This window comes from Streptomyces bacillaris, assembly GCF_003268675.1.
In the GTDB taxonomy this organism is placed as follows: domain Bacteria; phylum Actinomycetota; class Actinomycetes; order Streptomycetales; family Streptomycetaceae; genus Streptomyces; species Streptomyces bacillaris.
In genome coordinates, this window is the sequence record NZ_CP029378.1 from 5,237,532 (window position 1) to 5,263,470 (window position 25,939).

General features: G+C 71.2%; 20 protein-coding genes, 1 tRNA gene and 3 pseudogenes. 6 read left to right on the forward strand and 18 right to left on the reverse strand.

All coding sequences use genetic code 11. From position 1 onward, the window contains the following. The first annotated feature begins 123 nt into the window (after window positions 1-123). The 3 genes from DJ476_RS22810 (at window position 124) to DJ476_RS22820 (ending at window position 4,216) form a co-directional block, all read left to right on the forward strand. Window positions 124-1,155 carry a LacI family DNA-binding transcriptional regulator gene (locus DJ476_RS22810; RefSeq protein ID WP_019766520.1) on the forward strand — a complete coding sequence of 344 codons (1,032 nt, stop codon included), beginning with the start codon at window positions 124-126 and terminating at the stop codon, window positions 1,153-1,155. Between the two features lie 166 nt (window positions 1,156-1,321). Next, window positions 1,322-3,388 carry a TerD family protein gene (locus DJ476_RS22815; protein WP_162638877.1) on the forward strand — a complete coding sequence of 689 codons (2,067 nt, stop codon included), beginning with the start codon at window positions 1,322-1,324 and terminating at the stop codon, window positions 3,386-3,388. Between the two features lie 237 nt (window positions 3,389-3,625). Beyond that, on the forward strand, window positions 3,626-4,216 hold the full coding sequence (locus tag DJ476_RS22820) for a lytic polysaccharide monooxygenase auxiliary activity family 9 protein (RefSeq protein WP_103418252.1): 591 nt from the start codon (window positions 3,626-3,628) through the stop codon (window positions 4,214-4,216). Between the two features lie 113 nt (window positions 4,217-4,329). Here the strand turns inward: DJ476_RS22820 and DJ476_RS22825 are convergent. From DJ476_RS22825 to DJ476_RS22835, 3 genes are all read right to left on the reverse strand, one after another. After that, window positions 4,330-4,402 (reverse strand) — tRNA-His (locus tag DJ476_RS22825). An 87-nt stretch (window positions 4,403-4,489) separates the two neighbouring features. Further along, complete coding sequence (gene orn, locus DJ476_RS22830) at window positions 4,490-5,128, reverse strand: oligoribonuclease (protein WP_029395639.1); 639 nt, start codon at window positions 5,126-5,128, stop codon at window positions 4,490-4,492. Window positions 5,129-5,138: 10 nt separating this feature from the next. Continuing rightward, window positions 5,139-6,359, reverse strand: coding sequence for a helix-turn-helix domain-containing protein (locus DJ476_RS22835; RefSeq protein WP_053561135.1), 1,221 nt, complete (start codon window positions 6,357-6,359; stop codon window positions 5,139-5,141). 903 nt (window positions 6,360-7,262) lie between these two features. Here DJ476_RS22835 and DJ476_RS22840 point away from each other — a divergent pair. Continuing rightward, window positions 7,263-7,784, forward strand: a complete 522-nt coding sequence (locus DJ476_RS22840) for a universal stress protein (protein ID WP_053561136.1) — start codon at window positions 7,263-7,265, stop codon at window positions 7,782-7,784. Between the two features lie 196 nt (window positions 7,785-7,980). On the opposite strand, the gene glmS is transcribed toward DJ476_RS22840, so the two are convergent. From glmS to DJ476_RS22885, 9 genes are all read right to left on the reverse strand, one after another. Further along, window positions 7,981-9,810 (reverse strand): glutamine--fructose-6-phosphate transaminase (isomerizing), encoded by a 1,830-nt coding sequence (gene glmS, locus DJ476_RS22845; protein ID WP_103418253.1) that lies wholly within the window; start codon window positions 9,808-9,810, stop codon window positions 7,981-7,983. A gap of 80 nt (window positions 9,811-9,890) precedes the next feature. Further along, on the reverse strand, window positions 9,891-10,166 hold the full coding sequence (locus tag DJ476_RS22850; RefSeq protein WP_018488852.1) for a hypothetical protein: 276 nt from the start codon (window positions 10,164-10,166) through the stop codon (window positions 9,891-9,893). A 97-nt stretch (window positions 10,167-10,263) separates the two neighbouring features. Next, complete coding sequence (locus tag DJ476_RS22855) at window positions 10,264-11,154, reverse strand: DUF4429 domain-containing protein (RefSeq protein WP_070201311.1); 891 nt, start codon at window positions 11,152-11,154, stop codon at window positions 10,264-10,266. 123 nt (window positions 11,155-11,277) lie between these two features. After that, window positions 11,278-13,056 carry an IucA/IucC family protein gene (locus tag DJ476_RS22860; RefSeq protein ID WP_112491407.1) on the reverse strand — a complete coding sequence of 593 codons (1,779 nt, stop codon included), beginning with the start codon at window positions 13,054-13,056 and terminating at the stop codon, window positions 11,278-11,280. Further along, window positions 13,053-13,649, reverse strand: coding sequence for a GNAT family N-acetyltransferase (locus DJ476_RS22865; protein ID WP_103418255.1), 597 nt, complete (start codon window positions 13,647-13,649; stop codon window positions 13,053-13,055). The genes DJ476_RS22860 and DJ476_RS22865 overlap by 4 nt, the downstream gene beginning before the upstream one ends. Beyond that, entirely contained in the window at window positions 13,646-14,923 is a 1,278-nt protein-coding gene (locus tag DJ476_RS22870) for a lysine N(6)-hydroxylase/L-ornithine N(5)-oxygenase family protein (protein WP_103418256.1), read from the reverse strand. Before DJ476_RS22870 ends, DJ476_RS22865 begins: the two co-directional genes overlap by 4 nt. After that, window positions 14,907-16,355 carry a pyridoxal phosphate-dependent decarboxylase family protein gene (locus tag DJ476_RS22875; protein WP_103418257.1) on the reverse strand — a complete coding sequence of 483 codons (1,449 nt, stop codon included), beginning with the start codon at window positions 16,353-16,355 and terminating at the stop codon, window positions 14,907-14,909. Before DJ476_RS22875 ends, DJ476_RS22870 begins: the two co-directional genes overlap by 17 nt. 234 nt (window positions 16,356-16,589) lie before the next feature. Then, a complete protein-coding gene (locus DJ476_RS22880) occupies window positions 16,590-17,453 on the reverse strand; it encodes a siderophore-interacting protein (RefSeq protein ID WP_103418258.1) in 864 nt (287 codons plus the stop codon). A gap of 262 nt (window positions 17,454-17,715) precedes the next feature. Next, window positions 17,716-18,372, reverse strand: coding sequence for a GNAT family N-acetyltransferase (locus tag DJ476_RS22885; protein ID WP_070201305.1), 657 nt, complete (start codon window positions 18,370-18,372; stop codon window positions 17,716-17,718). Between the two features lie 396 nt (window positions 18,373-18,768). On the opposite strand from DJ476_RS22885, the gene DJ476_RS22890 reads away from it, so the two are divergent. Next, window positions 18,769-19,263, forward strand: coding sequence for a MarR family winged helix-turn-helix transcriptional regulator (locus DJ476_RS22890; RefSeq protein WP_103418260.1), 495 nt, complete (start codon window positions 18,769-18,771; stop codon window positions 19,261-19,263). After that, window positions 19,260-19,720 (forward strand): annotated as a pseudogene (locus DJ476_RS22895) (MarR family transcriptional regulator). The gene DJ476_RS22890 and the pseudogene DJ476_RS22895 overlap by 4 nt, the downstream one beginning before the upstream one ends. 51 nt (window positions 19,721-19,771) lie before the next feature. Here the strand turns inward: DJ476_RS22895 and DJ476_RS22900 are convergent. The 6 genes and pseudogenes from DJ476_RS22900 to DJ476_RS22925 all read right to left on the reverse strand — a co-directional run bounded on the left by DJ476_RS22900 (window position 19,772) and on the right by DJ476_RS22925 (window position 25,937). Next, the gene (locus DJ476_RS22900) at window positions 19,772-20,428 is read right to left on the reverse strand and encodes a YdcF family protein (protein ID WP_112491408.1); all 657 of its coding nucleotides are present in this window, start codon (window positions 20,426-20,428) and stop codon (window positions 19,772-19,774) included. A gap of 40 nt (window positions 20,429-20,468) precedes the next feature. Next, window positions 20,469-21,116, reverse strand: a complete 648-nt coding sequence (locus DJ476_RS22905; protein WP_112491409.1) for a YdcF family protein — start codon at window positions 21,114-21,116, stop codon at window positions 20,469-20,471. Window positions 21,117-21,144: 28 nt separating this feature from the next. Next, window positions 21,145-21,631: pseudogene (locus DJ476_RS22910) on the reverse strand (SAM-dependent methyltransferase). A gap of 205 nt (window positions 21,632-21,836) precedes the next feature. After that, a complete protein-coding gene (locus DJ476_RS22915) occupies window positions 21,837-23,003 on the reverse strand; it encodes an acyl-CoA dehydrogenase family protein (RefSeq protein ID WP_112491410.1) in 1,167 nt (388 codons plus the stop codon). 8 nt (window positions 23,004-23,011) lie between these two features. Next, a pseudogene (locus DJ476_RS22920) lies at window positions 23,012-23,982 on the reverse strand (hydroxymethylglutaryl-CoA lyase). Then, complete coding sequence (locus DJ476_RS22925; RefSeq protein WP_112491411.1) at window positions 23,979-25,937, reverse strand: acetyl-CoA carboxylase biotin carboxylase subunit; 1,959 nt, start codon at window positions 25,935-25,937, stop codon at window positions 23,979-23,981. Before DJ476_RS22925 ends, DJ476_RS22920 begins: the two are co-directional and overlap by 4 nt. Window positions 25,938-25,939: the final 2 nt, after the last annotated feature.

Consider the following 25,939-nt stretch of genomic DNA (forward strand, 5'->3'; position numbering starts at 1 on the left):
CGCCTGTCACCACCCTTTGGGAGCGCTCCCAATACACTGTCCGTACGCTCGTCGGGGTGATCGATCCAGGACTTGGATTGACTGTACGGCTGTGAGAAATTGACCGGGAACGGGGAGGCGGCCATGGCGGCAGGGCGGGAACGGAACGGCGGGCGGCCCACGCTCGAAGAGGTCGCGGCCCGGGCGGGCGTCGGCCGCGGCACCGCCTCCCGGGTCATCAACGGCTCGCCCCGGGTCAGCGAGGCGACCCGCGAGGCGGTCGAGGCGGCCGTGGCGGAGCTGGGCTACGTCCCGAACCGCGCCGCCCGCGCCCTGGCCGGGAACCGTACGGATGCCATCGCGCTGGTGGTGCCGGAGCCGGAGACCCGGTTCTTCGCGGAGCCGTACTTCTCCGCCATCGTGCGCGGCGTGGGCGCGGCCCTGGCCGACACGGAGATGCAGCTCCTCCTCACCCTGGCGGGCAACGACCGCGAGCGCCGCCGCCTCGCCCAGTATCTGACCGCGCACCGGGTGGACGGCGTCCTGCTGGTGGCCGTGCACGCGGACGACCCGCTGCCGGAGCTGCTGGAACAGCTCGGGATGCCCTGCGTGATCAGCGGTGCGCGCCATGCGGCCGAGCCCCTCGCCTCGGTCGACTCGGACAACTTCGAGGGCGCGCGGGCGGCCGTCGAGCACCTGGTCTCCCGGGGCCGCCGCCGGGTCGCCACGATCACCGGCCGCCTGGAGGTCTACGGCGCCCAGCGCCGCCTGGACGGCTACCGCGCGGCCCTCGCCACCGCGGGCCTGCCCCCGGACGAGCGCCTGATCGCCCCCGCCGACTTCACCGAGGAGGGCGGCGCCCGGGCGATGCGCGAACTCCTGGCCCGCCGCCCCGACCTGGACGCGGTCTTCGCCGCCTCCGACGTGATGGCGGCCGGCGCCCGCCAGGTCCTCCGCGAGGCGGACCGCCGCATCCCCGAGGACGTGGCCCTGATCGGCTTCGACGACTCGGTGGTCGCCCGCCATATGCACCCGCCCCTCACCAGCGTCCGCCAGCCGATCGAGGAGATGGGCCGCCGCATGGCCGAACTCCTGCTGGAGGAGATCGCCGGCCGCTCCGGCGAACGGCCGACGGTGGTGCTCCCGACGGAGCTGGTGGTCCGCGACTCGTCGTGACATCCGGGGGCCGAGCCTCCGGATTTCACGAGTTCTTCACGCGCCCGTGTTCCGGCGACTACTGTTCGCGAAGTACGGCGATTGTGTGACGCACCACACACGTCACGCAGCGAGCTGCCCGGGTGCGTTCCGTGCGGCGGTGCATCTGGGGGGCCTCGTGCACGAGATGGTCAAGGGCGCCAACGTCGGACTCACGGCGCTGAGCGAGAACGTCGGCTCGGTCGTGGTGGGGCTGGGCTGGAGCAGCGCCACGGGGGAGGGCGACGCCGATGTCTCGGTCCTCCTGCTCGACGGTGACGGCAAGGTCCGCAGCGACGGCGACTTCTGCTTCTACAACAACCCCGTGGCGGGCAACGGCAGTGTGCAGCTGCTCGGCAAGACCCCGACGGCCGACGGCAGCGAGGACCGGATCAGCTTCGATCTGGACGCCGTGCCGCAGGAGATCGACAAGGTGGTCGTCGCCGCCAGCCGCTACGGCGGATCGCGCTTCGGCGAGCTGGACGACCTCCGCCTGACCCTCGCCGACAGCACGGGCGACGGCCTGGTCCGGTTCGCCGTCGACGGGGCGGACGAGGTCAGCGCGGTGATCTTCGGCGAGCTGTACCGGCGCTCGGGGGAGTGGAAGTTCCGCGCCGTGGGCCAGGGTTACGCCTCGGGGCTCGCCGGGCTGGCGACCGACTACGGCGTCGACATCGACGACACGGAGGAGGACGCCCCGGAGCCGGCGGACCTCGCGGAGGACGGTCAGCCGCAGCCCGACCGGCCCGTGCACGAACCGCCGCGGCCGGAGGAGCCGTTGGGGGAGTCCCCCGTATCGCGGGTCCCCGCCCAGGCCGCCGGCCCCCGGGTGGACGGCACCCCCGCGCCCCCGGCCCCGGAGCAGCCCGCCGCGCCCAAGCCCGCACGCCGTCCCCGTACGGCGAAGAAGAAGGTCACCCTCCCCCGGACCACCAGGAAGAGCCTCGCCGACAACGAATCGTGGCGGGCGGCCCGGCTGTTCCCCGTCTCGGCGCTCAAGAGCGACCGGGAGCGTGAGACGCGGGCCACCTCCGTCGTCCTCTCGGTGATGGCCCAGGTGCCGGAGTTCGGCCGTCGCCTCACCGCCGGGTTCGGCGCACCGGCCGGCCGGATGGAGACGTACACCGAAGTGACCCTGCCGCACGGGGAGTCGCCCCGGCGCCCTGACGGGGTGATCCGGGTCGAGCGGGCGGGCAAGCTGTGGACCGCGCTCGTCGAGACCAAGACCAACGGCAACGCGCTCAAGCCCGACCAGGTGCAGGCCTACATGGACATCGCCGCCCGGCGGGGGTACGAGGCCGTGATCACACTCTCCAACGACGTGGCGCTGGAGGGCAGTCCGCTCGTCGACGTACGGATCGACGGCCGGCGCAAGCACAAGGTGGCCCTGTGGCACCTGTCCTGGGCCGAGGTCGTGCACCAGGCGCAGCTGCTGATCCGCCACGAGGGCGTCGGCAACGCGGCCCACGCCTGGCTGCTCCAGGAACTGCTCCACTACCTCCAGCACGAGAACTCCGGCTGCCACGGCTTCCAGAACATGGGGGCGGCCTGGGTCCCGGTGCGCCGGGGGATCGACGACGAGACCCTCTGCCAGGGCGACGCCCGGGCGCTGGAGGTCATCGAGAACTGGGAGCGCCTGGTCCGCCAGGTCTGCCTGCGGCTGGGCGGCGAGCTGGGGCAGAAGGTGCTCCCGGTCCGGCGCACCCGGCGCGGCTCCGACCCGCGCGCCCTCCGGACCGAGCTGGCCGACCACCTCTGCGAGCAGGGGCGGCTGAACGCCGAGCTGAGGATCGAGGGCACGCCGGGGGTCCTGGCCCTCACCGCCGATCTGCGCACCGGCAAGCTCCGTACGTCGATCGAGATCCCGGACGCCGAGCCGGGCTACCCGCTCAGCCGGGTCAAGCGGCTGATCCGCAGGCTGTCCGACGCCCCCGCCGACCTGCACATCGAGACGCTCGTCGACGGCCAGGGCACGGGCCCGCGCGGCACGCTGGAGAGGCTGCGCCCGGAGCCCGCCGACATCGTGCCCAAGGACGGTGCGCAGATCACCGGCTTCCGGCTCTCCCTCCTCAAGAGCATGGGCAACGGCCGGGGCAGCGCCGAGACCGGCTTCATCCGCAGCGTCGACCAGGCGGTCGACCGCTTCCACGCCCAGGTCGTCGTCCATCTGGAGGCCCCGGCCCGCCGCTCCCGCAGTGCGGAGCCGACCGGCTGACCGGCGCCCCGCAAGGCCCGCCACACCGGCCCCCGTCCCCGGACGGGGGCCGTTCCGTTGCCCCGGGCCCGCCTGTCGTCAGTGGTATGGACATGACCAAACGACGGGACTAGCCTCCTCCTTGGTCTAGACCAAGCGCGATGAGCCGTCGCCGGTCCGGCCGCGGGTCCACGGAAGATCCACGGCCCCGCAGATCCATCTGTCCGCAAGCTCCACCCCTCACCTCAGGAGCACCGCATGCGCAGAAAGATCACCGCCTTACTCCTCGGCCTCGGCGTCGCCGGGGCCTCCCTGCTGGCCACCTCCGGCAGCGCGCAGAGCCACGGCTACACCGACTCGCCCGTCAGCCGGCAGCAGCTCTGCGGCAACGGGACCGTCCGCAACTGCGGGCAGATCCAGTGGGAGCCGCCGAGCGTCGAGGGCCCCAAGGGGTTCCCGGCCGCCGGGCCCCGGGACGGGCTGATCTGTGCCGGGGGCAACCAGCGGTTCGCCGAGCTGGACGACCCGCGCGGCGGGGCCTGGCCCGCCACCGCCGTACAGGCCGGGCAGAGCCACACGTTCCGGTGGCGGATCACCGCGCGGCACGCCACGACGGACTTCCGGTACTACGTCACCAAGGACGGCTACGACCCGAAGAAGCCGCTCACGCGCGCCGACCTGGAGCCGCAGCCCTTCCTCACCGTGCCGTTCGGCGGTCGGCTGCCCGACTCGACCGTCAGCCACGCGGGCGTCCTGCCGCAGAAGTCCGGCAAGCACCTGATCCTGGGTGTCTGGACCGTCTCGAACACCGGCAACGCCTTCTACGCCTGCTCCGACGTCACCTTCTGATCCGGTGCGCGCCCCGGGCGTCGAGCACCACGTCCGGGCGTGAGGACTCGTAGGCGGTAGGCGTACGAGCATGAAGAAGGGCCCCGGTCCGAAGACCGGGGCCCTTCCCTCAGGGTGAGTAACGGGACTTGAACCCGCGACATCCTGGACCACAACCAGGTGCTCTACCAGCTGAGCTATACCCACCATGTCGCCCGGTCGTTTCCGACCGGCCGAGAAAAAGTGTACAGGGTCCGGGAGGGTGCTCGCGCCACCGTTTCCCGGGGTCGGCCGTCAGCCGTCGGTACGGCCTTGACCAGGGGTTTCCTGGGGTGTGGCGGGGACCACATGGCGTGCCGCGATCTCCTTGGCGCGCTCCGAGTCCGGGCCGGGCTGTGGGACGAAGACCGCCTCCCGGTAGTACCGCAGCTCCGCGATGGATTCACGGATGTCCGCCAGCGCCCGGTGGTTGCCGCTCTTGTCGGGGCTGTTGAAATACGCCCGCGGGTACCAGCGCCGGGCCAGCTCCTTGATCGAGGAGACATCCACGATCCGGTAGTGGAGGTACCCCTCCAGCTGCTGCATGTCCCGGGCCAGGAACCCGCGGTCGGTGGAGACCGAGTTCCCGCAGAGCGGGGCCTTGCCCGGCTCCTTCACGTGCTCGCGGACGTACGCCAGCACCTGCTCCTCGGCGTCCGCCAGGGTGGTGCCCCCGGCCAGCTCGTCGAGGAGACCCGAGGTGGTGTGCATCTGCCGCACCACCTCGGGCATCGTCTCCAGGGCCGCGTCCGGCGGGCGGATCACGATGTCCACCCCTTCACCGAGCACGTTCAGCTCCGAGTCGGTGACCAGGGCGGCCACCTCGATCAGTGCGTCGTCGGCCAACGAGAGCCCGGTCATCTCGCAGTCGATCCACACCATGCGGTCGTTCATGCGCCCCACCCTACGGGGCGCTCCGCTGTCCCGGCAGGGCCGGGCGCCCGGGAACGTACGCGTCGGGGACCGGCAGCGAGTGCTCCGAGGAGCCCGCTGACGCCGCCACGGAGACCGGAGCCGAGGAGCCCATGGGGGCACCCCTGCGGCCGGACGGCGAGCCCTGGCTGGGCACGACCGTCTCCAGCACCGTCGCGGCGCTCTCCGCCACCCCCTGCGGACGACGGGCCCGGTAGGCGGCCCGGTACGCGGCGGGGGAGGAGCCGAGCTGGCGGCGGAAGTGCCCGCGCAGCGCGACGGGTGAACGGAAACCGCAGCGGCCGGCGACCTCGTCGACCGAGTAGTCGGAGGTCTCCAGCAGCCTCTGTGCCTGAAGCACCCGCTGGGTGATCAGCCACTGGAGCGGTGCGCTCCCCGTGAGCGAGCGGAACCTGCGGTCGAAGGTCCGCCTGCTCATGTAGGCGCGCGCCGCGAGCGTCTCCACGTCGAACTGCTCGTGCAGATGCTCCAGCGCCCAGGCCACGACCTCGGCGAGCGGGTCGGAGCCGATCTCTTCAGGTAAAGACCTGTCCAGGTAGCGCTCCTGTCCGCCACTGCGCCGCGGCGGTACGACGAGCCTGCGGGCGAGTGCGCCCGCCGCCTCGGTGCCGTGGTCGGTGCGGACTATATGGAGGCAGAGATCGATGCCGGCGGCCGTACCGGCGGAGGTCAGCACATCGCCGTCGTCCACGAAGAGTTCGCGCGGGTCGACGTGCACCGACGGATAGCGCTTGGCCAGCGTCGGTGCGTACATCCAGTGCGTGGTGGCCGGTCGGCCGTCCAGCAGGCCGGCCGCCGCGAGCACGAAGGCTCCCGTGCACAGGCCGACGATGCGGGCGCCCTCCTCATGGGCGCGCCGCAGCGCGTCCAGTGCCTCGGCGGGCGGCGGCGAGGTGATCGACCGCCAGGCGGGCACCACCACGGTGCCTGCTCTGCTGATCGCCTCCAGGCCGTACGGCGTGGTCAGTTCGAGTCCACCCGTCGTGCGCAGCGGTCCGTCCTCGCCGCCGCAGACCAGCAGGCGGTAGCGGGGAACTCCCGCGTCCTGCCGGTCGATTCCGAAAACGGAGAGCGGGATGGAGCTCTCGAAGATAGGGCCGCCGCTGAAGAGCAGCACGGCAACGACTTCCCGGCGTCGCCGCCCGGTCAGCTTGCGTGCGGCCTCCGTCGCGGTGGCGGAGTCCTGGCTCATGACGCTAAGCCCCCCTCGGTGTTCGCGTCTCCCTGGTCCCTACGGGCCTGCCGCTCCTGCACGTTTCCCCTCGGTTTCGCACGTTTCCCCAGTCCCCGATTTTCAAGATCGAATCTACTGCGTCGCGTGGTCCCGCCGTGACACCTTCCCCCACCGGCGCTATGTCGATAAGGAAACGTGGCGTGAAGCGTTCGATCACGAAGCGTTCCACCCGTGAAGCGCACAGGGAAGTGCCCTTCGCGAAGGTGGCCCGTCCGCGTCGGGTGAAAGCGTACCGCGCGGTCTCTTCCTGCCTGGTGGGCGGTAGGCCCTCCGGCCATTCTGCGAAGGGTTCAGCCAGGATATGAAGTTGGCTGAAAACAAGCGGTTGCGTGCGCGGGTTCCAGTCACGCCGGGCGCACAACTTCCGCCTGACGACCGCCCCGGTGCGCTCCCTCGGGCCGGTGAAACGTGGCGCGTTCGGGCCGCCATGACGGAACGGGGTGGGGTGAGGGGGTCCGGCCGGCCCCCGGGGCGACCGGGGCCGGATTACCGACCGCTGGGTCCGTGGCCGCCGGGCGCCGGGGGTGCGGGGCCGGGGAAGGGCCCCTTCCGGTACGCGCCGCCCACGGGGGTCCAAGGCGCCGAGGACGGCCCGGAAAACAGGACGGTCACCCTTCTCCCGCCCCCCGCCGAGGCCCGTGTACGACACATCCGGCATTGCCATACCGGATCGCCTCGTGCATGCTCCCTCCAGCGTCACGCGGGCTTTTGCGGCGGTCTGGGCAGTGGAGGAGTGACGCCGTACCCTTGGGGGTATGGGGTTGGGAAGATGCTTCCCGGACAGAGTTCACCGCCCGTAGACGCCCTGATGCACGTCGAAACCGTTCCCTCCTCACGAGGATTCTCTTCGCCGAGACACCGATGGCCGGTCACGAAATCCCTGAACCCGCAGACCGCAAGCAGGTAGCCGACCCCCGGTCGGAGCCGCGGACGGTCGAAGAAGCGCGCCCTGCGTGCGATCCCGCCTTCCGGCACGGAGTCGTGGTCGGTTTCGACGGCTCCACCTCCAGCGAGCGGGCCCTCGCCTACGCGATCGGCATGGCCGGCAGGTCCGGCTCCGGCCTGATCATCGTCCACGTCGCCAACCGGCTCCCGACGACGGTCTGGGCCGGCTGCGAGCCCCCCGTCTTCGTCGACGTCCCCGACCACCGCACCGAGGTCCTCGGCCTGGAGCTGGCCTGCGCGGACTATCTCTCCGAGGTCCCCTGGGTGCTGGTCGAGCGCGGCGGCGACATCTGCCACGAGCTGGAGGAGGTCGGCCGCGAGTACTCGGCCGACGCCATCGTCGTCGGCTCCACCCACGGCATCGTCGGCCGCATCTTCGGCTCGGTCGCGGGCCGCCTCGCCCGCCGCGCCCAGCGCCCGGTCGTGGTCATCCCCTGAGGCACCCCTGAGGGCGCCGCCAGGGGAAGAGCACCCTCAACGCCCTCCAGGAGCCCGCCGGAGGGCCCCTGAGCACCCCTGAGGCCCTGTCAGGAGCCCTTCCCTCACGGCGAGTCCATCCGTTCATGAGCCGGGCCCCGCGCCGTCGTCGTCCAGCACGACGGCGCGGGGCCCGGTCCCGTTCCCGTACGGTCTGCTACTCGACCGTCACCGACTTCGCCAGGTTCCGCGGCTTGTCGATGTCCCGGCCCATCGCCAGGGCCGTGTGGTACGCGAAGAGCTGGAGCGGGATGCCCATGAGGATCGGGTCCAGCTCGTTCTCGTTCTTCGGTACGACGATGGTGTGGTCGGCCTTCTCCTGGACCTGGTGCGCCACGGCGAGGATGCGGCCGCTGCGCGCCTTGATCTCCTCCATGGCGGCCCGGTTCTTCTCCAGCAGATCGTCGTCCGGCACGATCGCCACGGTCGGCATCGCGGGCTCGATCAGCGCGAGCGGGCCGTGCTTCAGCTCGGAGGCCGGGTAGGCCTCGGCGTGGATGTACGAGACCTCCTTCAGCTTCAACGAGGCCTCGCGGGCCACCGGGTAGCCCCGCACCCGGCCGATGAACATCATCGACTTGGCGTCCGCGTACTCCGCCGCCAGCCGCTTGATCTCGTCCTCGTTCGCCAGGATCTCGCTGATCTGCTCCGGCAGCCGGCGCAGCCCGTCGATGATCCGCTTGCCGTCCGCGACCGAGAGGTCACGGATGCGGCCCAGGTGCAGGGCGAGCAGGGCGAAGGCGACCACGGTGTTGGTGAAGCACTTGGTGGAGACCACGCAGACCTCCGGGCCCGCGTGGACGTACGTACCGCCGTCGGCCTCCCGGGCGATGGCGGAACCGACCACGTTCACCACGCCCAGCACCCGCGCGCCCTTGCGCTTCAGCTCCTGGACGGCGGCGAGCACGTCGTACGTCTCGCCCGACTGGGAGACCGCCACGTACAGGGTGTCGGGGTCCACGACCGGGTTGCGGTAGCGGAACTCGGAGGCCGGCTCGGCGTCGGCGGGGATGCGGGCCAGCTCCTCGATGAGCTGGGCGCCGATCTGGCCCGCGTGGTACGAGGTGCCGCAGCCGAGGATCTTGATCCGGCGCACCCCGCGCGCCTCACGGGCGTCCAGGTTGAGCCCGCCCAGGTGCACGGTGGAGAACCGGTCGTCGATCCGGCCGCGCAGCACCCGGTCCACGGCGTCGGCCTGCTCGGAGATCTCCTTGTGCATGTACGTGTCGTGGCCGCCCATGTCGTACGACTCGGCCTCCCACTCCACCGTGGTCGGCGTCGCCGTCGTGGTCGAGCCCTCCGTCGTGTACGTACGGAAGTCGTCGGCCTTCAGGGTGGCCATCTCGCCGTCGTCCAGCGTGACGACCTGGCGGGTGTGGGCGACCAGGGCGGCGACGTCCGAGGCGACGAACATCTCCTTCTCGCCGATGCCGAGGACGACCGGCGAGCCGTTGCGGGCCACCACGATGCGGTCGTTGAAATCGGCGTGCAGCACGGCGATGCCGTACGTGCCCTCGACGTGGCGCAGCGCCTGGCGGACCTTCTCCTCCAGGGTGTCGGCCTGGGCGCGGGCGATCAGGTGGACCAGCACCTCGGTGTCGGTCTCGGAGAGGAAGACGACGCCGTCGGCGGTCAGCCTGGCGCGCAGCTCGGAGGCGTTGTCGATGATCCCGTTGTGGACGACGGCGACCTTGTTCTCCGCGTCCAGGTGCGGGTGGGCGTTCTCGTCGCTCGGGGCGCCGTGGGTGGCCCAGCGGGTGTGCGCGATGCCGGTGGTGCCCGCGAACCGCTTGGGGACCTTGGCCTCCAGCTCACGGACCCGGCCCTTGGCCTTGACCATCTTCAGCGTGCCCGGCTTGCCCGCCGCGGCCTTGCCGGTGATCACGATGCCCGCGGAGTCGTACCCCCGGTACTCCAGCCGCTGCAGCCCCTCCAGCAGCAGCGGTGCGACGTCACGCTTCCCGATATATCCGACGATCCCGCACATGGATTCTCTGCCCCTCCATCGACGTACACATTCCGTACCTGCCTGCGTCCGGCGCCCCGCACATGGGCGCCCCGGCCCGCTCAGCCGTAGACGATGCGGCGCAGCTGGCGGAGCGAGAGCTCCGGCGGCGCCACGGCGCGGTGCGGCAGCTCGGCCGCGATCCGCTCGAAGATCTCCGTGTTGACCAGGCCGCCGGACTGCAGTTCGCGGTGGCGGCGCCGGACGAAGTCGTCGGTGCTCTCGTCGAAGTACGCCAGCACGTCGAGGACCACCCGCGCCGCCTCACCGCGCTGGAGCGCGGTGGAGCGGACGAGGTGGTCGATGAGGTCGTCGTGCGACGAGCGGCGTTCAAGCACCCGTCGATATTGCGTGCCGGGACGCGGTTACGCAAGAAATCTGCCCGATATCGGGCAGGAGGGGTCGGGAAAACAGCGCGAGCGGGTCACACGCCGGTCACATCCGGCTCAGGATCGCCTGCTTCGCCGTACTGAACTCCTCATCGGTGAGGACCCCGGCCCGGTGCAGCTCGCCCAGCTCCCGCAGCCGTCTCAGCAGCACGTCGTGGTCGTCGGCGGGCGGGGGGACGGGGGCGGCGGGCGCGGGCGCCTTGGTGAGGGCCGGGGCCCCGGCGGGCGCGTCCACCGCCGTACGGGCCTGCGGCAGCCGGGCCAGGACCGCCGCCGCGACCAGGACCGCCGTGTACTCCTTCTTGGAGAGCCCCCACAGATCCAGGGAGTACGTGTCGTACTTCGGCGGGGCCGAGACCGCCCCCTCCACCGGCTCGAACCGCAGGAAGCCGTTCTCCATGCCTATCGAGGGCAGCCAGCGCACCCCCGCGATCCGTGACAGCGGGAAGGAGACCGGGCCCCCGGCGGTCTTGGACTCCTCCGCCTTCCAGTTCCAGGTCAGCCGCACGGTCTCCCCGTCGAAGGAGGCCGTGCCGTCGCCGCCCCCGCCGGAGACCGGCAGCGCGGGCCCCGGCAGCAGGAAGCGGTCCACCGGCCCCTCGGGGACCTGCTCGATCAGCAGCGCGTTGCGGACCTCGTCCACGAAGTACTCCGCCACCCCCGTACGGTCCTTCTCCACCACCAGGACATACGGATCGGAGCCGTCCTTCAGCCGCCCGTCGGCGGCCCGCAGCACCGGGCAGGCGCCCCCGCGCAGCCGGAGCCGCAGCCGGCCGCCCTTGCGCTCCGGCTCGAACGAGATGCCCGCCAGTGCCCGCACGGGAACGGCCAGCTCACCCAGGGCCAGCCGGACCGGATGCGCCTTGCCCCCCGGCACGATGCGTACCGTCTCCCCGTCGAACGTCCACGTTCCGTCGCGCTGGATGATTTCTGCCATGCCCGCGATTCTGCCAGCCGCCTCCGGGGGACGCCCCTGACCAGGACGGCGGCCTGCGCGGAGGTACGGGGGCGAGCGCCCGGGGGACCGTCCCCGGGCGCCCACCGGCTCGGTGCGGACCGCTCAGTACTTGGCGATCGGGTTCTTCAGCCGTCCCACCAACTGGAGCGCTCCGGCAGGGTCGTTGAGGTCGACCATCTGCTGGTTGTCGCGCAGCTGGAGGCGGTTGAGGCAGGAGAGCGCGAACTCCGGCGCGAACAGGTCGTACTGCTCGAACTTCTCCGCGAGATACGGCACCGACTCCTGGTAGCCGCGGACGCACTCCGCGACCGTCCGCCAGAAGGTGTCCTCGTCCAGGATCCCCTCGGTGGCCAGCCCCGCGCCCAGGAAGCGGAAGAAGCAGTCGAAGACGTCGGTGAAGACCGACAGCAGCTTCATGTCCTCCGGGACTTCGGCCCGGATCCGGTCGACCTTCGGCGGCAGCACCGCGTCCGGGTCCATGACCGCGATCTCCTCGGCGATGTCCTTGAAGATCGTGCGGGTGACGATCCCGTCCTCCACGACCAGGATCACGTTCTCGCCGTGCGGCATGTAGACCAGGTCGTAGGCGTAGAAGCTGTGCAGCACCGGCACCAGGTAGGCGTCCAGGTAGTGCCGCAGCCACACCTGCGCGTCGAGCCCCGACTCCTCGATCAGCGCCCCGGCCACCGAGCGCCCCTCGTGGTCGGTGTGGAGCAGGGAGGCCATGGTGGCGACCCGCTCACCCGTCTCCAGGGCCGGCACGGGGCTCTCGCGCCAGAGCGCGGCCAGCATCTTCCGGTACGGGGAGCCCTTGGCGGTGGCCGCCTCGTACGCCCGGTGGTGGTAGCCGATCGCGGCCCGCTCGCGGATGATCGAGAACCGGGCGCCGGTCAGCAGGCTGTCGCGCTCGATGAGCGAGGCCAGCCAGTCGTTGATGGCGGGCGTGGCCTCCATGTAGGCGGCGGAGAGGCCGCGCATGAAGCCCATGTTCAGGACGGACAGGGCCGTTTTGACGTAGTGCTTGGCGGGGTGGTCGGTGTTGAAGAACGTACGGATCGACTGCTGGGCCAGATAGGCGTCCTCGCCCTCCCCGAGCACCACCAGATGGCGTTCGGCCAGCTCACCGGCGAAGGTGACCGCGAGCTTGTTCCACCACTGCCAGGGGTGGACGGGCAGCAGGAAGTACGCCTCCGGGTCCAGGCCGAGCGAGCGCAGGGTGGCCGCGAACCGCTCCCGGGTCTCCTCGCTCAGCTCGTCCGCGATCAGCGTCTCGTAGTCGAGACCGGCGCCCACCGTGAAGGTGGCCCGGTCGCGGTGGGCGGCCAGCCACACCAGCCGGATCGGGGAGGCGGCCTCGGGGGCGTACGCGCGGTACTCGTCGACCCCGAAACCGATCCGGCCGTTGTTGGCCACGAAGCAGGGGTGCCCCTCGGTCATCCCGGTCTCGATGGCCTGGAAACCGGCGGCGACGAGCTGCCGGGAGGTGGCCGGTTCCTTGGTGAGTTTGTAGGCGGTTCCGGCCAGAGTGGAGGAGACCTCCTCCAGATAGACCTGCAGGACATCATCGCTCAGTCCGAGCGCGACCCGCAGCTCGATGAAGAACTCCAGCGCGTCCAGCGGCACTTCGGAGCCGTGCCGGTGGCGTGTGATCGACTCGGCCTCGATCTGCCAGTGGTCCAGGGCGAAGAGCCGTGCGGTGAAACGGTACTCCGTCCCCGCGTCGTCACTACGGAGGGTGTAGCGGTCCTCGCCGACGGGAACGGGGGTCAGCAGCCGTTCATGGCTGAATTCCGCCAGTGCTTTGCGGACCAGCAGTCGGTTTGCGGTGGCCCAGCGGCCCGGGGAGAGGTGGGCGACGCTGTCGGTGAGCGCGGTCGTCATCGGTCGGTTCCTCCGGTTGCTGCTTCGAACTGCTCGCGGGTGCAGGCGCTGAGCAGTGCGTCCTTCTCCGGTTTGGCGATCTCCCGCAGCACCTCGAAGCCGACGGCCTTGTTGAGGGCCTGCACGGCGCTGTTGGTGACATCGGGCTCGACGACGACCCGGCGCACCGAGGGGTCGGCGAAGAGGAAATCCATCACGGCGGTGATCACGGCCCGGGTGAAGCCGTGCACCGGGGTGTCGGTCGGCGCGACCAGGAAGTGCATCCCGATGTCGCCGGGCTCCGCCTCGTACAGCCCCTTCAGCTCGACCTCGGTGGGGTCGTACCGCTCGATCAGGAAGGCGGGCTCCCCGTCGTGCAGGCCGATGAACGCGTCGTGGTGCGGGTGGGCGGCGATGTCCCTGTACTCCCGCTCCACGTCCTGGAGTTGCGCCCCGCCCATCAGCCAGAAGGCGGCTTTGGGGTGGGTCACCCAGCCGTGCACCAGCTCGGCGTCGGAGGCGGGGTCCAGCGGCCTGACGGTGAACGTACCGATTTTTCCGGTGGTGTTGTCTTTTCCGGGCTCTTTGTCGCTGCTGGTTTCGGGGCGGTTCATATCGCGAACTCCTGGAAGGCGATGGACTTCTCGACCGGGTAGTACTCACGGCCGAGCAGTTCGCCGATGATGTACGCGTTGCGGTAGGCACCCATGCCCAGGTCGGGCGAGGTGATCGAGTGGGTGTGCACCCCGGCGTTCTGCAGGAAGATCCCGCGCCCGGTGGTGTCGATGCTGTAGTTGCGGGCCACGTCGAAGCGGCCCCGGCTGTCGTGGCGCAGCCGGTGCTGGACCGGGTCCAGGAAGGCGGGCGCCTCGTAGCGGTAGCCGGTGGCGAGGACGAGCCCCTCGGTGGTGAGCTCGTACTCCTTGCCCTGCTCCTCCTGGCGCAGCCCCAGGCTGTACGCGCCGCCCTCCTCGTCGTAACGCGCGCTGAGGAGCGCCGAGTTGGTGAGCAGCCGGGTCGGCACGGGGCCGGGCAGGTTCTTCTGGTAGAGCAGGTCGAAGATCGCGTCGATCAGCTCTCCGTCGATGCCCTTGAACAGCCCCTTCTGCCCGGTCTCCAGCCGGTAGCGGGTCTCCTCGGGCAGTGCGTGGAAGTAGTCGATGTACTCCGGGGAGGTCATCTCCAGCGTGAGCTTGGTGTACTCCAGCGGGAAGAACCGGGGTGAGCGGGTGACCCAGTTGAGCCGGTAGCCGTGGGAGTCGATCTCGGAGAGCAGGTCGTAGTAGATCTCCGCCGCGCTCTGCCCGCTGCCGACCAGGGTGATCGACTTCTTCTTCTGGAGTTCGGCTTTCCCCTCCAGGTAGCGGGAGTTGTGCAGGAAGTCCCCGCCGAGACCGTGGCAGGCCTCGGGGACGTACGGCGGAGTGCCGGTGCCGAGGACGAGATGGCGGGAGCGCAGGGTCGTCCCGGCGGCGGTGGTCACGGTGTAGAGCGCCTCGCCCTCGTCGTACGTCACCGCCTCCACGGTCTCGTTGAACCGGATGCTGCCGAGTTTGCCCGCGGCCCAGCGGCAGTAGTCGTTGTACTCGGTCCGCAGCGGGTAGAAGTTCTCCCGGATGTAGAACGAGTAGAGCCTGCCGCGCTCTTTGAGGTAGTTGAGGAACGAGTACGGCGAGGTCGGGTCGGCCATCGTGACCAGGTCCGACATGAACGGCGTCTGGAGATGGGCCCCTTCGAGGAACATTCCGGAGTGCCACTCGAAGTCCGGCTTTGACTCCAGGAAGACACCGTTCAGTTCGTCGATCGGCTCGGTGAGGCAGGCAAGGCCGAGATTGAACGGGCCGAGTCCGATCCCGATGAAGTCGTGGGGGTCAGGAAGCGCGGTCAAGGGAGTCTCCCAGGTACTGCTCGGCGTGGCCGGCGATCAGGTCGAGGACCGCGGCGATGTCCTCCACGGTCGTCTCGGGGTTGAGGAGGGTGAACTTCAGGTACTGGCGGGCGCCGACCTTGGTGCCCGCGACGATCGCCTCACCGGAGGCGAACAGGGCCTTGCGGGCATAGAGGTTGGCGCGGTCGATCCCGTCCGGGGACGTGATCCCGGAGGGGATGTAGCGGAAGACGAGCGTGGAGAGCTGCGGCTGGACCACCACGTCGAAGCGCGGGTCGGCGGCGAGCAGCTTCCACCCCTCGGCGGCCAGGTCGCAGACCTCGTCGAACAGCTCACCGATGCCGTCGGCGCCCATGACGCGCAGCGTCATCCACAGCTTGAGCGCGTCGAACCGGCGGGTCGTCTGAAGGGACTTGTCGACCTGGTTGGGTATCCGCTCCTCGGCCATCCGGCGCGGGTTCAGATACTCCGCGTGGTACGTGGCGTGGCGCAGGGTGGCCCGGTCGCGGACCAGCACGGCCGAGGAACTCACCGGCTGGAAGAAGGACTTGTGGTAGTCCACGGTCACCGAGTCGGCGTGCTCGATGCCTTCGAGCATCCCGCGCCGCTCGGGGGAGGCCAGCAGCCCGCAGCCGTACGCCGCGTCCACGTGCATCCAGGTGGCGAACCGCTCGCACAGGGCGGCGATCTCGGGCAGCGGGTCGATGGAGCCGAAGTCCGTGGTCCCGGCGGTCGCGACGACGGCCATGGGCACGGCACCCTCGGCGACGCACTGCTCCAGGGCGCGGGCGAGGGCGACGGCCTGCATCCGCTTGTTGCTGTCGACGGGGACGGTGACCACCGCGTCCGGCCCGAGGCCGAGCAGTTTGGCGGACTTCTGCACGCTGAAGTGGCTGCACTCCGAGGTGAAGATCCGCAGCCGGGTGTAGTGCTCGGGCCGGACCTTCGCCTCCTCCCGGGCCAGCAGCAGGGCCTGGAGGTTGGACTGCGAACCGCCGCTGGTGAAGATCCCGTCGGCGGCCGGTCCGAGGCCGATGCGCTCGTTCGTCCAGTCGATCAGCCGGCGCTCGATGAGGGTGCCGCCCGCGCTCTGGTCCCAGGTGTCCAGGGAGGAGTTGACCGCGGAGAGCACGGCCTCGCCGAGCACGGCGGGGATGACGACCGGGCAGTTGAGGTGGCCCAGGTAGCGGGGGTGGTGGAAGTAGACGGCGTCGCGGAGGTAGACCTCGCCCAGCTCGTCGAGGGCGGCGGTGGCGTCGCCCAGCGGCCGGTCGAGGTCGATCGCGTCGAGGACGGGGGAGAGTTCGTCGACACCGACCCCGCTGAAGGGGCGCTCGGTGGCGGCTAGTTTGGCCGCGACCCGTTCCACTCCTGCGGTGACGGTACGCCGGTAGTGCTCCGCAGTCGTGTTGTTGAGCAGGTGCGAACGCATGAAGGGGTCCTCCCGGGTGAGGGGAACTTCATCGCGTCCCTCCGGGCAGGGGAAGAAGAAAGGGGGGACGAGAGACGCGATGTCGAAGTGAGGTTAGCCTAACCTAACTTCGATCACGACTGTTCTCGCCCCCCTGAGAGGGGTGGTTGTCCGCTTTGGTGGGTGTTTGGCGGGTGGTATTCCGGTCGACGCCCGGGGTTTTCCCTGCCCGCGGCCTTCCGTGCCCGGGGGCGGCTACTCCGCGGCCCCGGCGCGTGCGATGGTCTCCGCCCGCAGCTGCTCCTCGCTGAGCCCGCGCCGCCAGTACCCGACGAAGGTGACCCGCTTGCGGTCGAAGCCGCGCTCCTGGACCAGATGGCGGCGGAGCGCCCGCACCTCGGACGACTCGCCCGCGATCCAGACGTACGGGGTGCCCTCCGGCAGTTCGGCGGCGCGCACGGCCTCCACGGCGGGCAGGGCACCCTCGCTCCGGACGAGCCAGCTGATCCGGGCCTTGGCGGCGGTGTTGAGGGCCTGCCGGTCCTCCGTCTTCGGCACCTCCAGCCAGACCCGGGCGGGCATTCCGGCGGGCAGCCACTCCAGGGCGGCGGATGCGGCGGGCAGGGCCGTCTCGTCGGCCCAGATCAGCACCCAGTCGGTGTCCTTCGGCGGCCGGAAGCGTACGGACGTGTTGTCCTCGACGGCCGGCCCCAGGACTTTGAGCCGGTCGCCCGCCGCCGCCATGAGCGCCCAGCGGGAGGCGGGCCCGCCGTCACCGTGGAGCGCGAAGTCGATGTCCACCTCGGTGGAGCCGTCGGCCCTCACGCGCTGGGCCCGCACGGTGTACGAGCGCATCACCGCCCGTACGTCCTCGGGCAGCGCCCGCCACTTCGGGTACCAGGCCCCGTCCTCGCCCTCCGGCACCACGGCCTCGCTCTGGCCCGGGTGCGGCAGGAAGATCGACAGGCTCTGGTCCCGCCCTCCGGCCCTGAACCCCTCGGTCCCGGGCCCGCCCAGGGTGACCCGGAGCATGGAGGGGCCGAGCCGCCTGACCCGCAGGACGGTCAGGTCGAAGAACCGGAACGGGGCGACATGGGGAACGGCGGCAGTCGTCGTCAACGAGGGCTCCTCCGGAACGGGCAGGAGCAGCGGGCGGACAGGCCCGGCTCCGGCGAGGGCAATTCGAAGGAAGGTTAGCCTAACCTTGCTAGGGGGTCACGGTGTCGTGCGGGTTCCCGTCCGGGGTGTCGGGCGCCGGCGCTGCGCGGGATGGGCCGCCACGGCTCCCACCTGCGGCTATTGGTGCCGTACGGGGGTGGGGTGGCGTGCGTGAGGGCCGCGGGAGGCGTACGGCGAGGCCCGACTCGCCCCGCCCGGGCGCCTACACCCCGAAGTCGGAGAGGCAGGCGTCGAGCCCCTCCACAGTGACGTCGACCGTGCGGTGCTTCTCCCAGCCGGCCCGGTCCAGCCGCAGCCGCTGCAGGGTGGCGGCCTCCCCACGGATCACCTGGATCTGGAGGCCGTCGGGCCGGTAGCCGAGCCGCCGCGAGACGCCGAGCGAACCGGCGTTGTCCGTCCGGGCGTCGGAGACGGCGTACCGGGCGCCGAGCCCCTCGAAGGCCAGGTGCAGGGCGGCGGCCCGCATCTCCGTGCCGATGCCCTGCCCCTGATGGGGGAGGCCGAGCCACGACCCGGTCAGCACTTCACGCCGTACGCCGAACTCCCGGCCCATCACGTCCTGCCGCCCCACGACCTTGCCCTCGTGGAGGACGGCCAGGGAGAGCGTCCAGTCCTGGGCCGTCCACCCGGCGATGGTGCCCAGCACATGCTGGTAGGTGGCCCGGCCGACCTCGTCCGGCTCGCCGTCGGTCCACGGTACGAGGAACGGCATCCGGTCCGGGGCGTGCACCCCGTCGGCGGCGACCGCCGCCAGCTCGTCGAGCAGCTCCCCGTCGGGCAGGCGCAGTTCGAGGCGGGGCGTACGGATCCGGAGCGCCCGGAGGGGCCAGTAGCGGTGGCTTGGGTAAGGGTGGCTCATGCAGGGACTTTGCCGGACGGGAGGCCGGTCTGTCGAACGGAATTCGGGGCGAGGCCCGGGCCTGTTCCGGGGCCGGAACCAGGGCCGGGATCTGAACCGGGGCCGGAGCCGAGGCCGGGGTCCGAACCCGGCACGAACGCCACACCGGGCAGGCCGAGGAGGAGAAGGCCGCTACCACGTCCGCGTGACGTGTTCGGGACGGGAGTGTTGGCCAGGTCTTCCCATGGCGGTCCGCTACGGGAAAACTGTGCCGAGCACTGTGGTGCCCGCGCCCGGACGGGGATTGGACAACGTTGTCATGCGTGCGTGCCTGCGCGCCTGCTGCCTCCGCTCTCCCCGGGCCCGGGGGTCACCACATGCTAGCCATGGACATAATGTCCATGTACGGTATCCGTCATGAGCAAGGGTTCACCGGGTCCCACGCCCGGATTCCTGGTGTGGCGGCTCGCCAACAAGTGGCGCGTCGCGGTCGACCGTGCGGTGGCCCCGCTGGGGCTCACCCACGCGCAGTACTCGCTGGTCGCCTCGCTGCACGGGATGCAGGGCGCCGGTGAGCGCCCCAGCCAGCGCCAACTGGCCGACCACACGGGCCTGGAGGCGTTGTACGTGTCGAAGCTGGCCCGTGCCCTGGAGTCGGCGGGCCTGGTCGACCGCACCCGCGATCCCCGTGACCCACGCGCTGTGCGGCTCGCGCTCACCGAGCAGGGCGAGGCGGTCACGCGACAGGCCATCGAGGTGGTCCAGCAGCTGGTCCAGCAACTGCTGGAGCCCCTCGGCGGCCCCGACGCCCCACGGGCGCGCGCGTTCACCGGCGAACTGACGACCCTGCTGGACGCGCCTCTCGCGCCGCCCCCGCCGTACGACGAGAGCAACCGGAGGACCACGCCATGACGACCCCCGCGTCCACCCCCGCCACCGCACCGGCCGCCGACGCCCGTGACCTCGCCCTGGCCCACTACGCGGCCCGGGGCGTCCTGGAGACCGTCCTCGCCCGGCACGGCATCACGTTCCAGCAGCAGGTCACCCTGCGCGCCGCCATCACCGCCGACACCCCGCAGACGCCCGACGGTCTCCTCGCCCGGGTACAGGAGTCCCTCAAGGCCGACCCGGCCGGCATCCGCACCACGATCGACCACCTGCGGTCCGGGCGGCTGCTCGTCGCGGACGGTCCGCACCTTCGCCCCACGGACGCGGGCCGCGAACTCCTCGCCGCGGTCAGCGCGGAGACCGCCCCCTCTCCGCCCGTATCTGGGACGGAATCCCCGCCGAGGACCTGGCCGCCACCGGCCGTGTCCTCACCCTGGTCACCGAGCGCGCCAACGCGGAACTCGCGGCCCTGACCGCCTGACCGATCCGGTTCCCCCCGGGGGGGGGGGGGGGGGGGGGGGGGGGACAGAGGTCAGTCGCGCAGAAGCCAGGCGTCGTAGCCGCGTCCGCACAGCCGCTCGAAGGCGTCACGTACACGCTCCGGTACGTCCTGCTCGACGGCGAACCCCCGGCCCGGGTACTCCATGACGCGCTGCGTGTCGCCCACCATCATGGCGATGAACTCCGCCTCGTCCTCCTGCGCCTCGGCGTACGCGTCGAAGGACACCCGCTGCGAGGCGCACCGGACCTCCACCTCCGGCCACTGCCGACGGCACGTGGCGTACGCGCGCCGCTGCATGTAGGGCATGCAGACCAGCAGCACCGAGTCCACGCGCTTTCCGGCGCCCACCAGCACCCGGCGGGCGAAGGTGATGTTCTGCCCGGTGTTGGTGGCGTCGGGTTCGAGGAGGATCGCCTCGTCCGGCACACCGAGGGCGAGAGCCGCCTCACGGAAGTGCACGGCCTCGCCCCGGGGGAAGCGGCCCGAGGTCGCCGCCGTGACAGCGCCGGTGAAGACCACGGTGGGAAAGAGCCGGGCCCGGTAGAGCTCGGCCACGGCGGAGACGACTCCGATGTCGCACCCGCCCAGGGCGACGGCGGCCGAGACGGGGCGGACGCGATGGTCCAACTGGTGGAAGTCCCAGAGCACGCGGGCGTCGTCCCGGTCGGCGCCGGTGATCGAGGTCATGCGTACTCCTCGGCGTATCGGAGGGGCGGGGCCCGGTGCTCTACGTGATCAGTCGGCCGGTGAACCCGGCCCCGACCAGCCGCTCGTACGCGGCCACGACCTGGTTCGGCACGGGCTGCTCGATCATGAAGCCCCGCGCCGGGTAGACGAGCAGCCGCTGCAGGGCCCCCACGAGCATGTCGATCACCATCCGGTCGTCCCCGATCGAGTCCACGTACTCCTCGAACGTCATCGGGCCCGACGCGCTCACGATGTCGACCTCCGGCCAGAGCTTGCGGGCCGTGGCGTAGGCGCGCCGCTCCTCGTACGGCTTGCTGACCAGCAGTACGGAGTCCACCTCCATGCCGGCCGAGCCGAGGACGGCCCGCGAGAAGCGGATGTTCTCCCCGGTGTTGCGGGCCTTCGGCTCGATCAGCACGGCGGACTCCGGCACGCCCAACTCGATGGCCCGCTCCCGGTAGTGCACGGCCTCGCCGCGCGGCATCCGTTCGCGGGTGGTGGGGCTGGTCGAGCCGGTGAACACGATGACGGGGGCCAGGCCACGCAGGTAGAGCCCCACCGCCGCGTCGGCCACGCCCAGGTCATGGCTGCCGAGCCCGACGATGACCGAGCAGGGGCGGGGGGTGTGGTGCATGAGGTGGTGGTCCCAGAGACACCGGGCGTCGGACCACGCGGACAGGGGGATCACCGTACGAGCGCTTCCTTCGTCGCTGCCCTCACCGCGAGTCGGCATCCCGCCAGTAGTCGCCCAGCATCTCCGTGGGCCAGCTCGGCTCCCTGACCGCTCCGCGAGGGCCCATTTCCCGGAAGTAGGGCGCGAGGTCGATGACCGGTGTGCCGTCCACCGCGTCCAGGTCCGTCACCTGGAGGTCGCGGCCCTCCACCGAGAGCAGACGAGGGGAAGGAGGTGGCCAACTGGTTCGGGCGACGATGGTTGCGGTGGACGAACGTGCCGGTTGCGGGCCAGTCCGTGTTGCTCCGGGGGCTGCGCGCGTGCAGAGCGACATCGTCGGGGGACGCCAGATGGAAGTGCCAGGTGACGACGAGGTGCGAGAACTCCTCGATCCCCTGGAGGGTTTCGAGCGGGTACTCCTCGTCGAGGCGGATGATGGACCGCACCCCACCCTGGAAGTCGTCCGCCGGTCTACTGTGACCGCCGACCACGTGGGCCACAGGCCGTACCTCGAACGCAGCTGTGAACACGGATCTCTCTCACCTCGGGTGGAAGCCAGCAGTCGAGTTACGCACCGCTCCCGGCGGCAGCGTGATCAGGTTACTGGCCCCGGCACGGCCGCGGGCCGGTTGCCGAGCTCGTCGAAGGGCTGGCGCGACCGCCCCTGCCGCCATGGAACGTTCCACGGCGGCCGGGGCGGTCAGGTCGGAACAGCAACAGCAGACAGCGACAGGCTCAGGCCGGCAGCCCCAACTCCCGGGCGATCAGCATCCGCTGGACCTCGGACGTGCCCTCGCCGATCTCCAGGATCTTCGAGTCGCGCCACATCCGCGCCACCGGGTACTCGTTCATGAAGCCGTAGCCGCCGTGGATCTGCGTGGCGTCCCGGGCGTTGTCCACCGCGACCGTGGAGGAGTACAGCTTGGCGATCGCCGCCTCCTTCTTGAACGGTTCGCCCGCCACCAGGCGGGAGGCCGCGTCGCGCCAGCCGATGCGGGACATGTGGGCGCGCATCTCCATGTCGGCGATCTTGAACTGGATGGCCTGGTTGGCGCCGATCGGCTTGCCGAAGGCGTGGCGTTCGGCCGCGTACTTCACGGACTCGTCGACGCAGCCCTGCGCCAGGCCCGTGGCCAGGGCGGAGATGGCGATGCGGCCCTCGTCCAGGATGCGCAGGAACTGGGCGTAGCCCCGGCCCTCCTCGCCCAGGAGGTTGGTGGCGGGGACGCGGACGTCGGTGAAGGACAGTTCGCGGGTGTCCGAGGCGTTCCAGCCGACCTTGGAGTAGGGGGCCGCGACCGTGAAGCCGGGGGTGCCGGAGGGGACGATGATCGCGGAGATCCGGGGGCGGCCGTCCTCCTTGCGGCCCGTCACGGCCGTGACCGTGACCAACTCCGTGATGTCCGTGCCCGAGTTGGTGATGAAGCACTTCGAGCCGTTGATCACCCACTCGTCCGTTGCCTCGTCCAGCACCGCCGTCGTCCGCGTGCCGCCCGCGTCCGAGCCGCCGTCCGGCTCGGTGAGGCCGAACGCGCCCAGCGCCTCACCCGCGCACAGCTTCGGCAGCCACTGGCGCTTCTGCTCCTCCGTGCCGAAGAGGTGCAGCGGCATCGCGCCCAGCGAGACCCCGGCCTCCAGGGTGATCGCCACCGAGGAGTCGACCCGGGCCAGCTCCTCCAAGGCGATCCCGAGCGCGAGGTAGTCGCCGCCCATGCCGCCGTACTCCTCCGGGAACGGCAGCCCGAACAGGCCCATCCGCCCCATCTCGCGCACGATCTCGTACGGGAATTCATGGCGCTCGTAGAAGTCGCCGATCTTCGGCGCGACCACGTCGTGCGCGAACTCCTCGACCGTGCGGCGCAGTTCCTCGTGCTCGGCGGTCAGCCGGTGGTCCAGGGACATGGGGTCACTCACTCCTTGTGGGAGGGGGAAGAAGAGGGAGGGGTCAGGGCTCGGACCGTGCGGGATGGGCTCGGTCGGCCCAGGTGTTCGGCCAGCCAGACGCTGGCGGCGGTCAGGGCGGTCAGGTCGACGCCCGTCTCGATGCCGAGGCCGTCGAGCATCCACACCAGGTCCTCGGTGGCCAGGTTGCCCGTGGCGCTCTTCGCGTACGGACAGCCGCCCAGGCCACCCGCCGACGCGTCCACCGTGGTCACACCGTGCTGGAGCGCCGCCAGGGTGTTCGACAGCGCCTGGCCGTACGTGTCGTGGAAGTGGACGCCGATCGACGGGGTGGGGACCCCCGCCGCGTTCAACGCTGCCAGCAACTCCGTTACGTGGCCCGGCGTCGCCACCCCGATCGTGTCGCCCAGCGACAACTCGTCGCAGCCCAGGTCCATCAGGGCCTTGGCCACCTTCACCACCTGGGCGACCGGCACCGAGCCTTCCCACGGGTCCCCGAAGCACATCGACAGGTACCCGCGCACCTGGACCTTCTCCGCCTTCGCCCGCGCCACCACCGGCTCGAACATCGCCAGCGACTCGTCGACCGTACGGTTCAGATTGCGGGCCGCGAACGTCTCCGTGGCCGAGCCGAACACCGCGATCGACCGGGCCCCGAGCGCCAGCGCCCGTTCCAGGCCGCGTTCGTTCGGCACCAGGACCGGGAGGGAGACCTCCCGTGCCTCCGCGATGTCGCCTAGGAGGGGAACAGCGCCTCCGCGTCCGCCAGTTGGGGCACCCACTTGGGGTGGACGAAGCTCGTCGCCTCGATGGTGGTGAGACCGGCCACGGCCAGGCGGCGGATGAACTCCGCCTTCACCTCCGTCGGGACCGTCTCCTTCTCGTTCTGGAGGCCGTCCCGCGCTCCTACCTCGTGGATGCGGACCCGGGGCGGCAGCCCGGCCGCCGGGACCTTCATGGGGAGACCCTGTGCGCTCATGACGCGTCCTCCCCCTCGGTCAGCGGGGCCACGACTGCCAGGATCTGGTCCATCGCCACCGTCGCTCCGGCCGTGACGTCCAGCTCCGTCACCGTTCCCGCGTGCGGGGCCGAGATCACGTGCTCCATCTTCATCGCCTCCACCACGAGCAGGCTCTGCCCCGCCTCGACCTCGTCCCCGACGGCCACCTTCACCACCGTGACCGTGCCAGGCATCGGGGCCGCCAGCGTGTCCGCCCCGGCCCGGCCCGCCCCGCTCAGGGACGCCTCCACCGGGTCGTGGTCCTGGACGTGCCAGGTGTCGCCGTCCCGGCCGAGCCAGTCGCCGTTGCGGTGGAAGTGGTGCGTCACGCCGTCGAGTTCGACCGTGACCCGGGTGGGTGTGACGGTCGCGGCAGCCGGAGCGCTCCGAGTGACGGGTTCAACTCCCGCTACGCGCAAGGGGAAGAGCAGCGGCGCCCGCACACCCCCCGTCCGCCACCCGCTCGGCACCGAGAACGGGTCCGTCCAGCCCTCCGCGTCCGGCCGGGGCGCCAGCGCGTCGAGGCGGGCCGCCGCCGCGGCCGCGTACACCTCGTCCGGGACGCCGTCCGGCACCAGGCCCTCCGCCTCGCGTGCCACCAGCCCCGTGTCCAGGTTGCCGGAGACCACGTCCGGGTGGGCCAGCAGGCGGCGCAGGAAGCCCGCGTTGGTCGGGACGCCCAGGATCACCGTGTCCGCCAGGGCCGCCCGCAGCTTGCGGAGGGCCGTCGCCCGGTCGGGACCGTACGCGATGACCTTCGACAGCATCGGGTCGTACAGGCTGCCCACCGGCACACCCTCGCTGAGCCCCGAGTCCGTCCGCACCCCGCCGCCCTGCGGCTCGCTCAGCGCCAGCACCGTACCGCCGGAGGGCAGGAAGCCGCGGGACGGGTCCTCGGCGCAGACCCGGGCCTCGATCGCCCAGCCGGTCAGGGTGATGTCCTCCTGGGCGTACGGGAGTTGCTCGCCCGACGCCACCCGCAGCTGCCACTCCACCAGGTCCAGGCCGGTGATCAGCTCGGTGACCGGGTGCTCGACCTGGAGGCGGGTGTTCATCTCCATGAAGTAGTACGAGGACGGGTCGCTGCCCGGGACGATGAACTCCACCGTCCCCGCCCCGACATAGCCGCAGCTCCGCGCCGCCTGGACTGCTGCCTCGCCCATCGCCGCCCGGGTCGCCTCGTCCAGCAGGACGCTCGGCGCCTCCTCGATGATCTTCTGGTGGCGGCGCTGGAGCGAGCACTCGCGCTCGCCCAGGTGCACCACGTTGCCGTGGGCGTCGGCCAGCACCTGGATCTCGATGTGGCGCGGGCGGTCGATCCACCGCTCGACGAGCAGCGTGTCGTCGCCGAAGGAGGCGCGGGCCTCCCGTCGCGCCGCCGCGATCTCCTCGCCCAGCACCGCCGCGTCCCGGACCAGGCGCATGCCCTTGCCGCCGCCGCCCGCCGAGGGCTTGAGGAGGACCGGGGTGCCGATCTCCCGTGCCGATTCCTCCAGTTGGGCGTCCGTGAGGCCGCTGCCCGAGGAGCCGGGGACCACCGGGACCCCGTACGCCGCGACCGTCTCCTTCGCCCGGATCTTGTCGCCCATGAGCGCGATGGCGGAGGCCGGGGGGCCGATGAAGGTCAGGCCCGCGTCCGTGCACGCCTGCGCGAACTCGGCGTTCTCCGCGAGGAATCCGTACCCGGGATGGACCGCCTGTGCGCCCGTGCGGCGGGCCGCCGCCAGGAGCGCCGGCACGTTGAGATAGCTCTCGGCGGCGGGCGGCGGGCCGATCCGGACCGCCGTGTCCGCCTCCCGTACGTGCCGGGCGTCCGCGTCCGCGTCGCTGAAGACCGCGACCGAGCGCACCCCCAGCTCGCGCAGGGTCCGGATCACCCGGACGGCGATCTCGCCGCGGTTGGCGACCAGCACGGTGTCGAACATCGTCGTCATCT

What these genes read in the sequence shown, in the direction of transcription:
- DJ476_RS22815 (WP_162638877.1), top strand. Translation starts at nt 1,322, where the DNA reads ATGGTCAAGGGCGCCAACGTCGGACTCACGGCGCTGAGCGAGAACGTC.
- DJ476_RS22885 (WP_070201305.1), bottom strand. Translation starts at nt 18,372, where the DNA reads ATGAGCCACCCTTACCCAAGCCACCGCTACTGGCCCCTCCGGGCGCTC.
- DJ476_RS22835 (WP_053561135.1), bottom strand. Translation starts at nt 6,359, where the DNA reads ATGAGCCAGGACTCCGCCACCGCGACGGAGGCCGCACGCAAGCTGACC.
- DJ476_RS22875 (WP_103418257.1), bottom strand. Translation starts at nt 16,355, where the DNA reads ATGCGTTCGCACCTGCTCAACAACACGACTGCGGAGCACTACCGGCGT.
- DJ476_RS22915 (WP_112491410.1), bottom strand. Translation starts at nt 23,003, where the DNA reads ATGTCCCTGGACCACCGGCTGACCGCCGAGCACGAGGAACTGCGCCGC.
- DJ476_RS22925 (WP_112491411.1), bottom strand. Translation starts at nt 25,937, where the DNA reads ATGACGACGATGTTCGACACCGTGCTGGTCGCCAACCGCGGCGAGATC.
- DJ476_RS22890 (WP_103418260.1), top strand. Translation starts at nt 18,769, where the DNA reads ATGAGCAAGGGTTCACCGGGTCCCACGCCCGGATTCCTGGTGTGGCGG.
- orn (WP_029395639.1), bottom strand. Translation starts at nt 5,128, where the DNA reads ATGAACGACCGCATGGTGTGGATCGACTGCGAGATGACCGGGCTCTCG.
- DJ476_RS22820 (WP_103418252.1), top strand. Translation starts at nt 3,626, where the DNA reads ATGCGCAGAAAGATCACCGCCTTACTCCTCGGCCTCGGCGTCGCCGGG.
- DJ476_RS22840 (WP_053561136.1), top strand. Translation starts at nt 7,263, where the DNA reads ATGGCCGGTCACGAAATCCCTGAACCCGCAGACCGCAAGCAGGTAGCC.
- glmS (WP_103418253.1), bottom strand. Translation starts at nt 9,810, where the DNA reads ATGTGCGGGATCGTCGGATATATCGGGAAGCGTGACGTCGCACCGCTG.
- DJ476_RS22855 (WP_070201311.1), bottom strand. Translation starts at nt 11,154, where the DNA reads ATGGCAGAAATCATCCAGCGCGACGGAACGTGGACGTTCGACGGGGAG.
- DJ476_RS22900 (WP_112491408.1), bottom strand. Translation starts at nt 20,428, where the DNA reads ATGACCTCGATCACCGGCGCCGACCGGGACGACGCCCGCGTGCTCTGG.
- DJ476_RS22860 (WP_112491407.1), bottom strand. Translation starts at nt 13,056, where the DNA reads ATGACGACCGCGCTCACCGACAGCGTCGCCCACCTCTCCCCGGGCCGC.
- DJ476_RS22865 (WP_103418255.1), bottom strand. Translation starts at nt 13,649, where the DNA reads ATGAACCGCCCCGAAACCAGCAGCGACAAAGAGCCCGGAAAAGACAAC.
- DJ476_RS22810 (WP_019766520.1), top strand. Translation starts at nt 124, where the DNA reads ATGGCGGCAGGGCGGGAACGGAACGGCGGGCGGCCCACGCTCGAAGAG.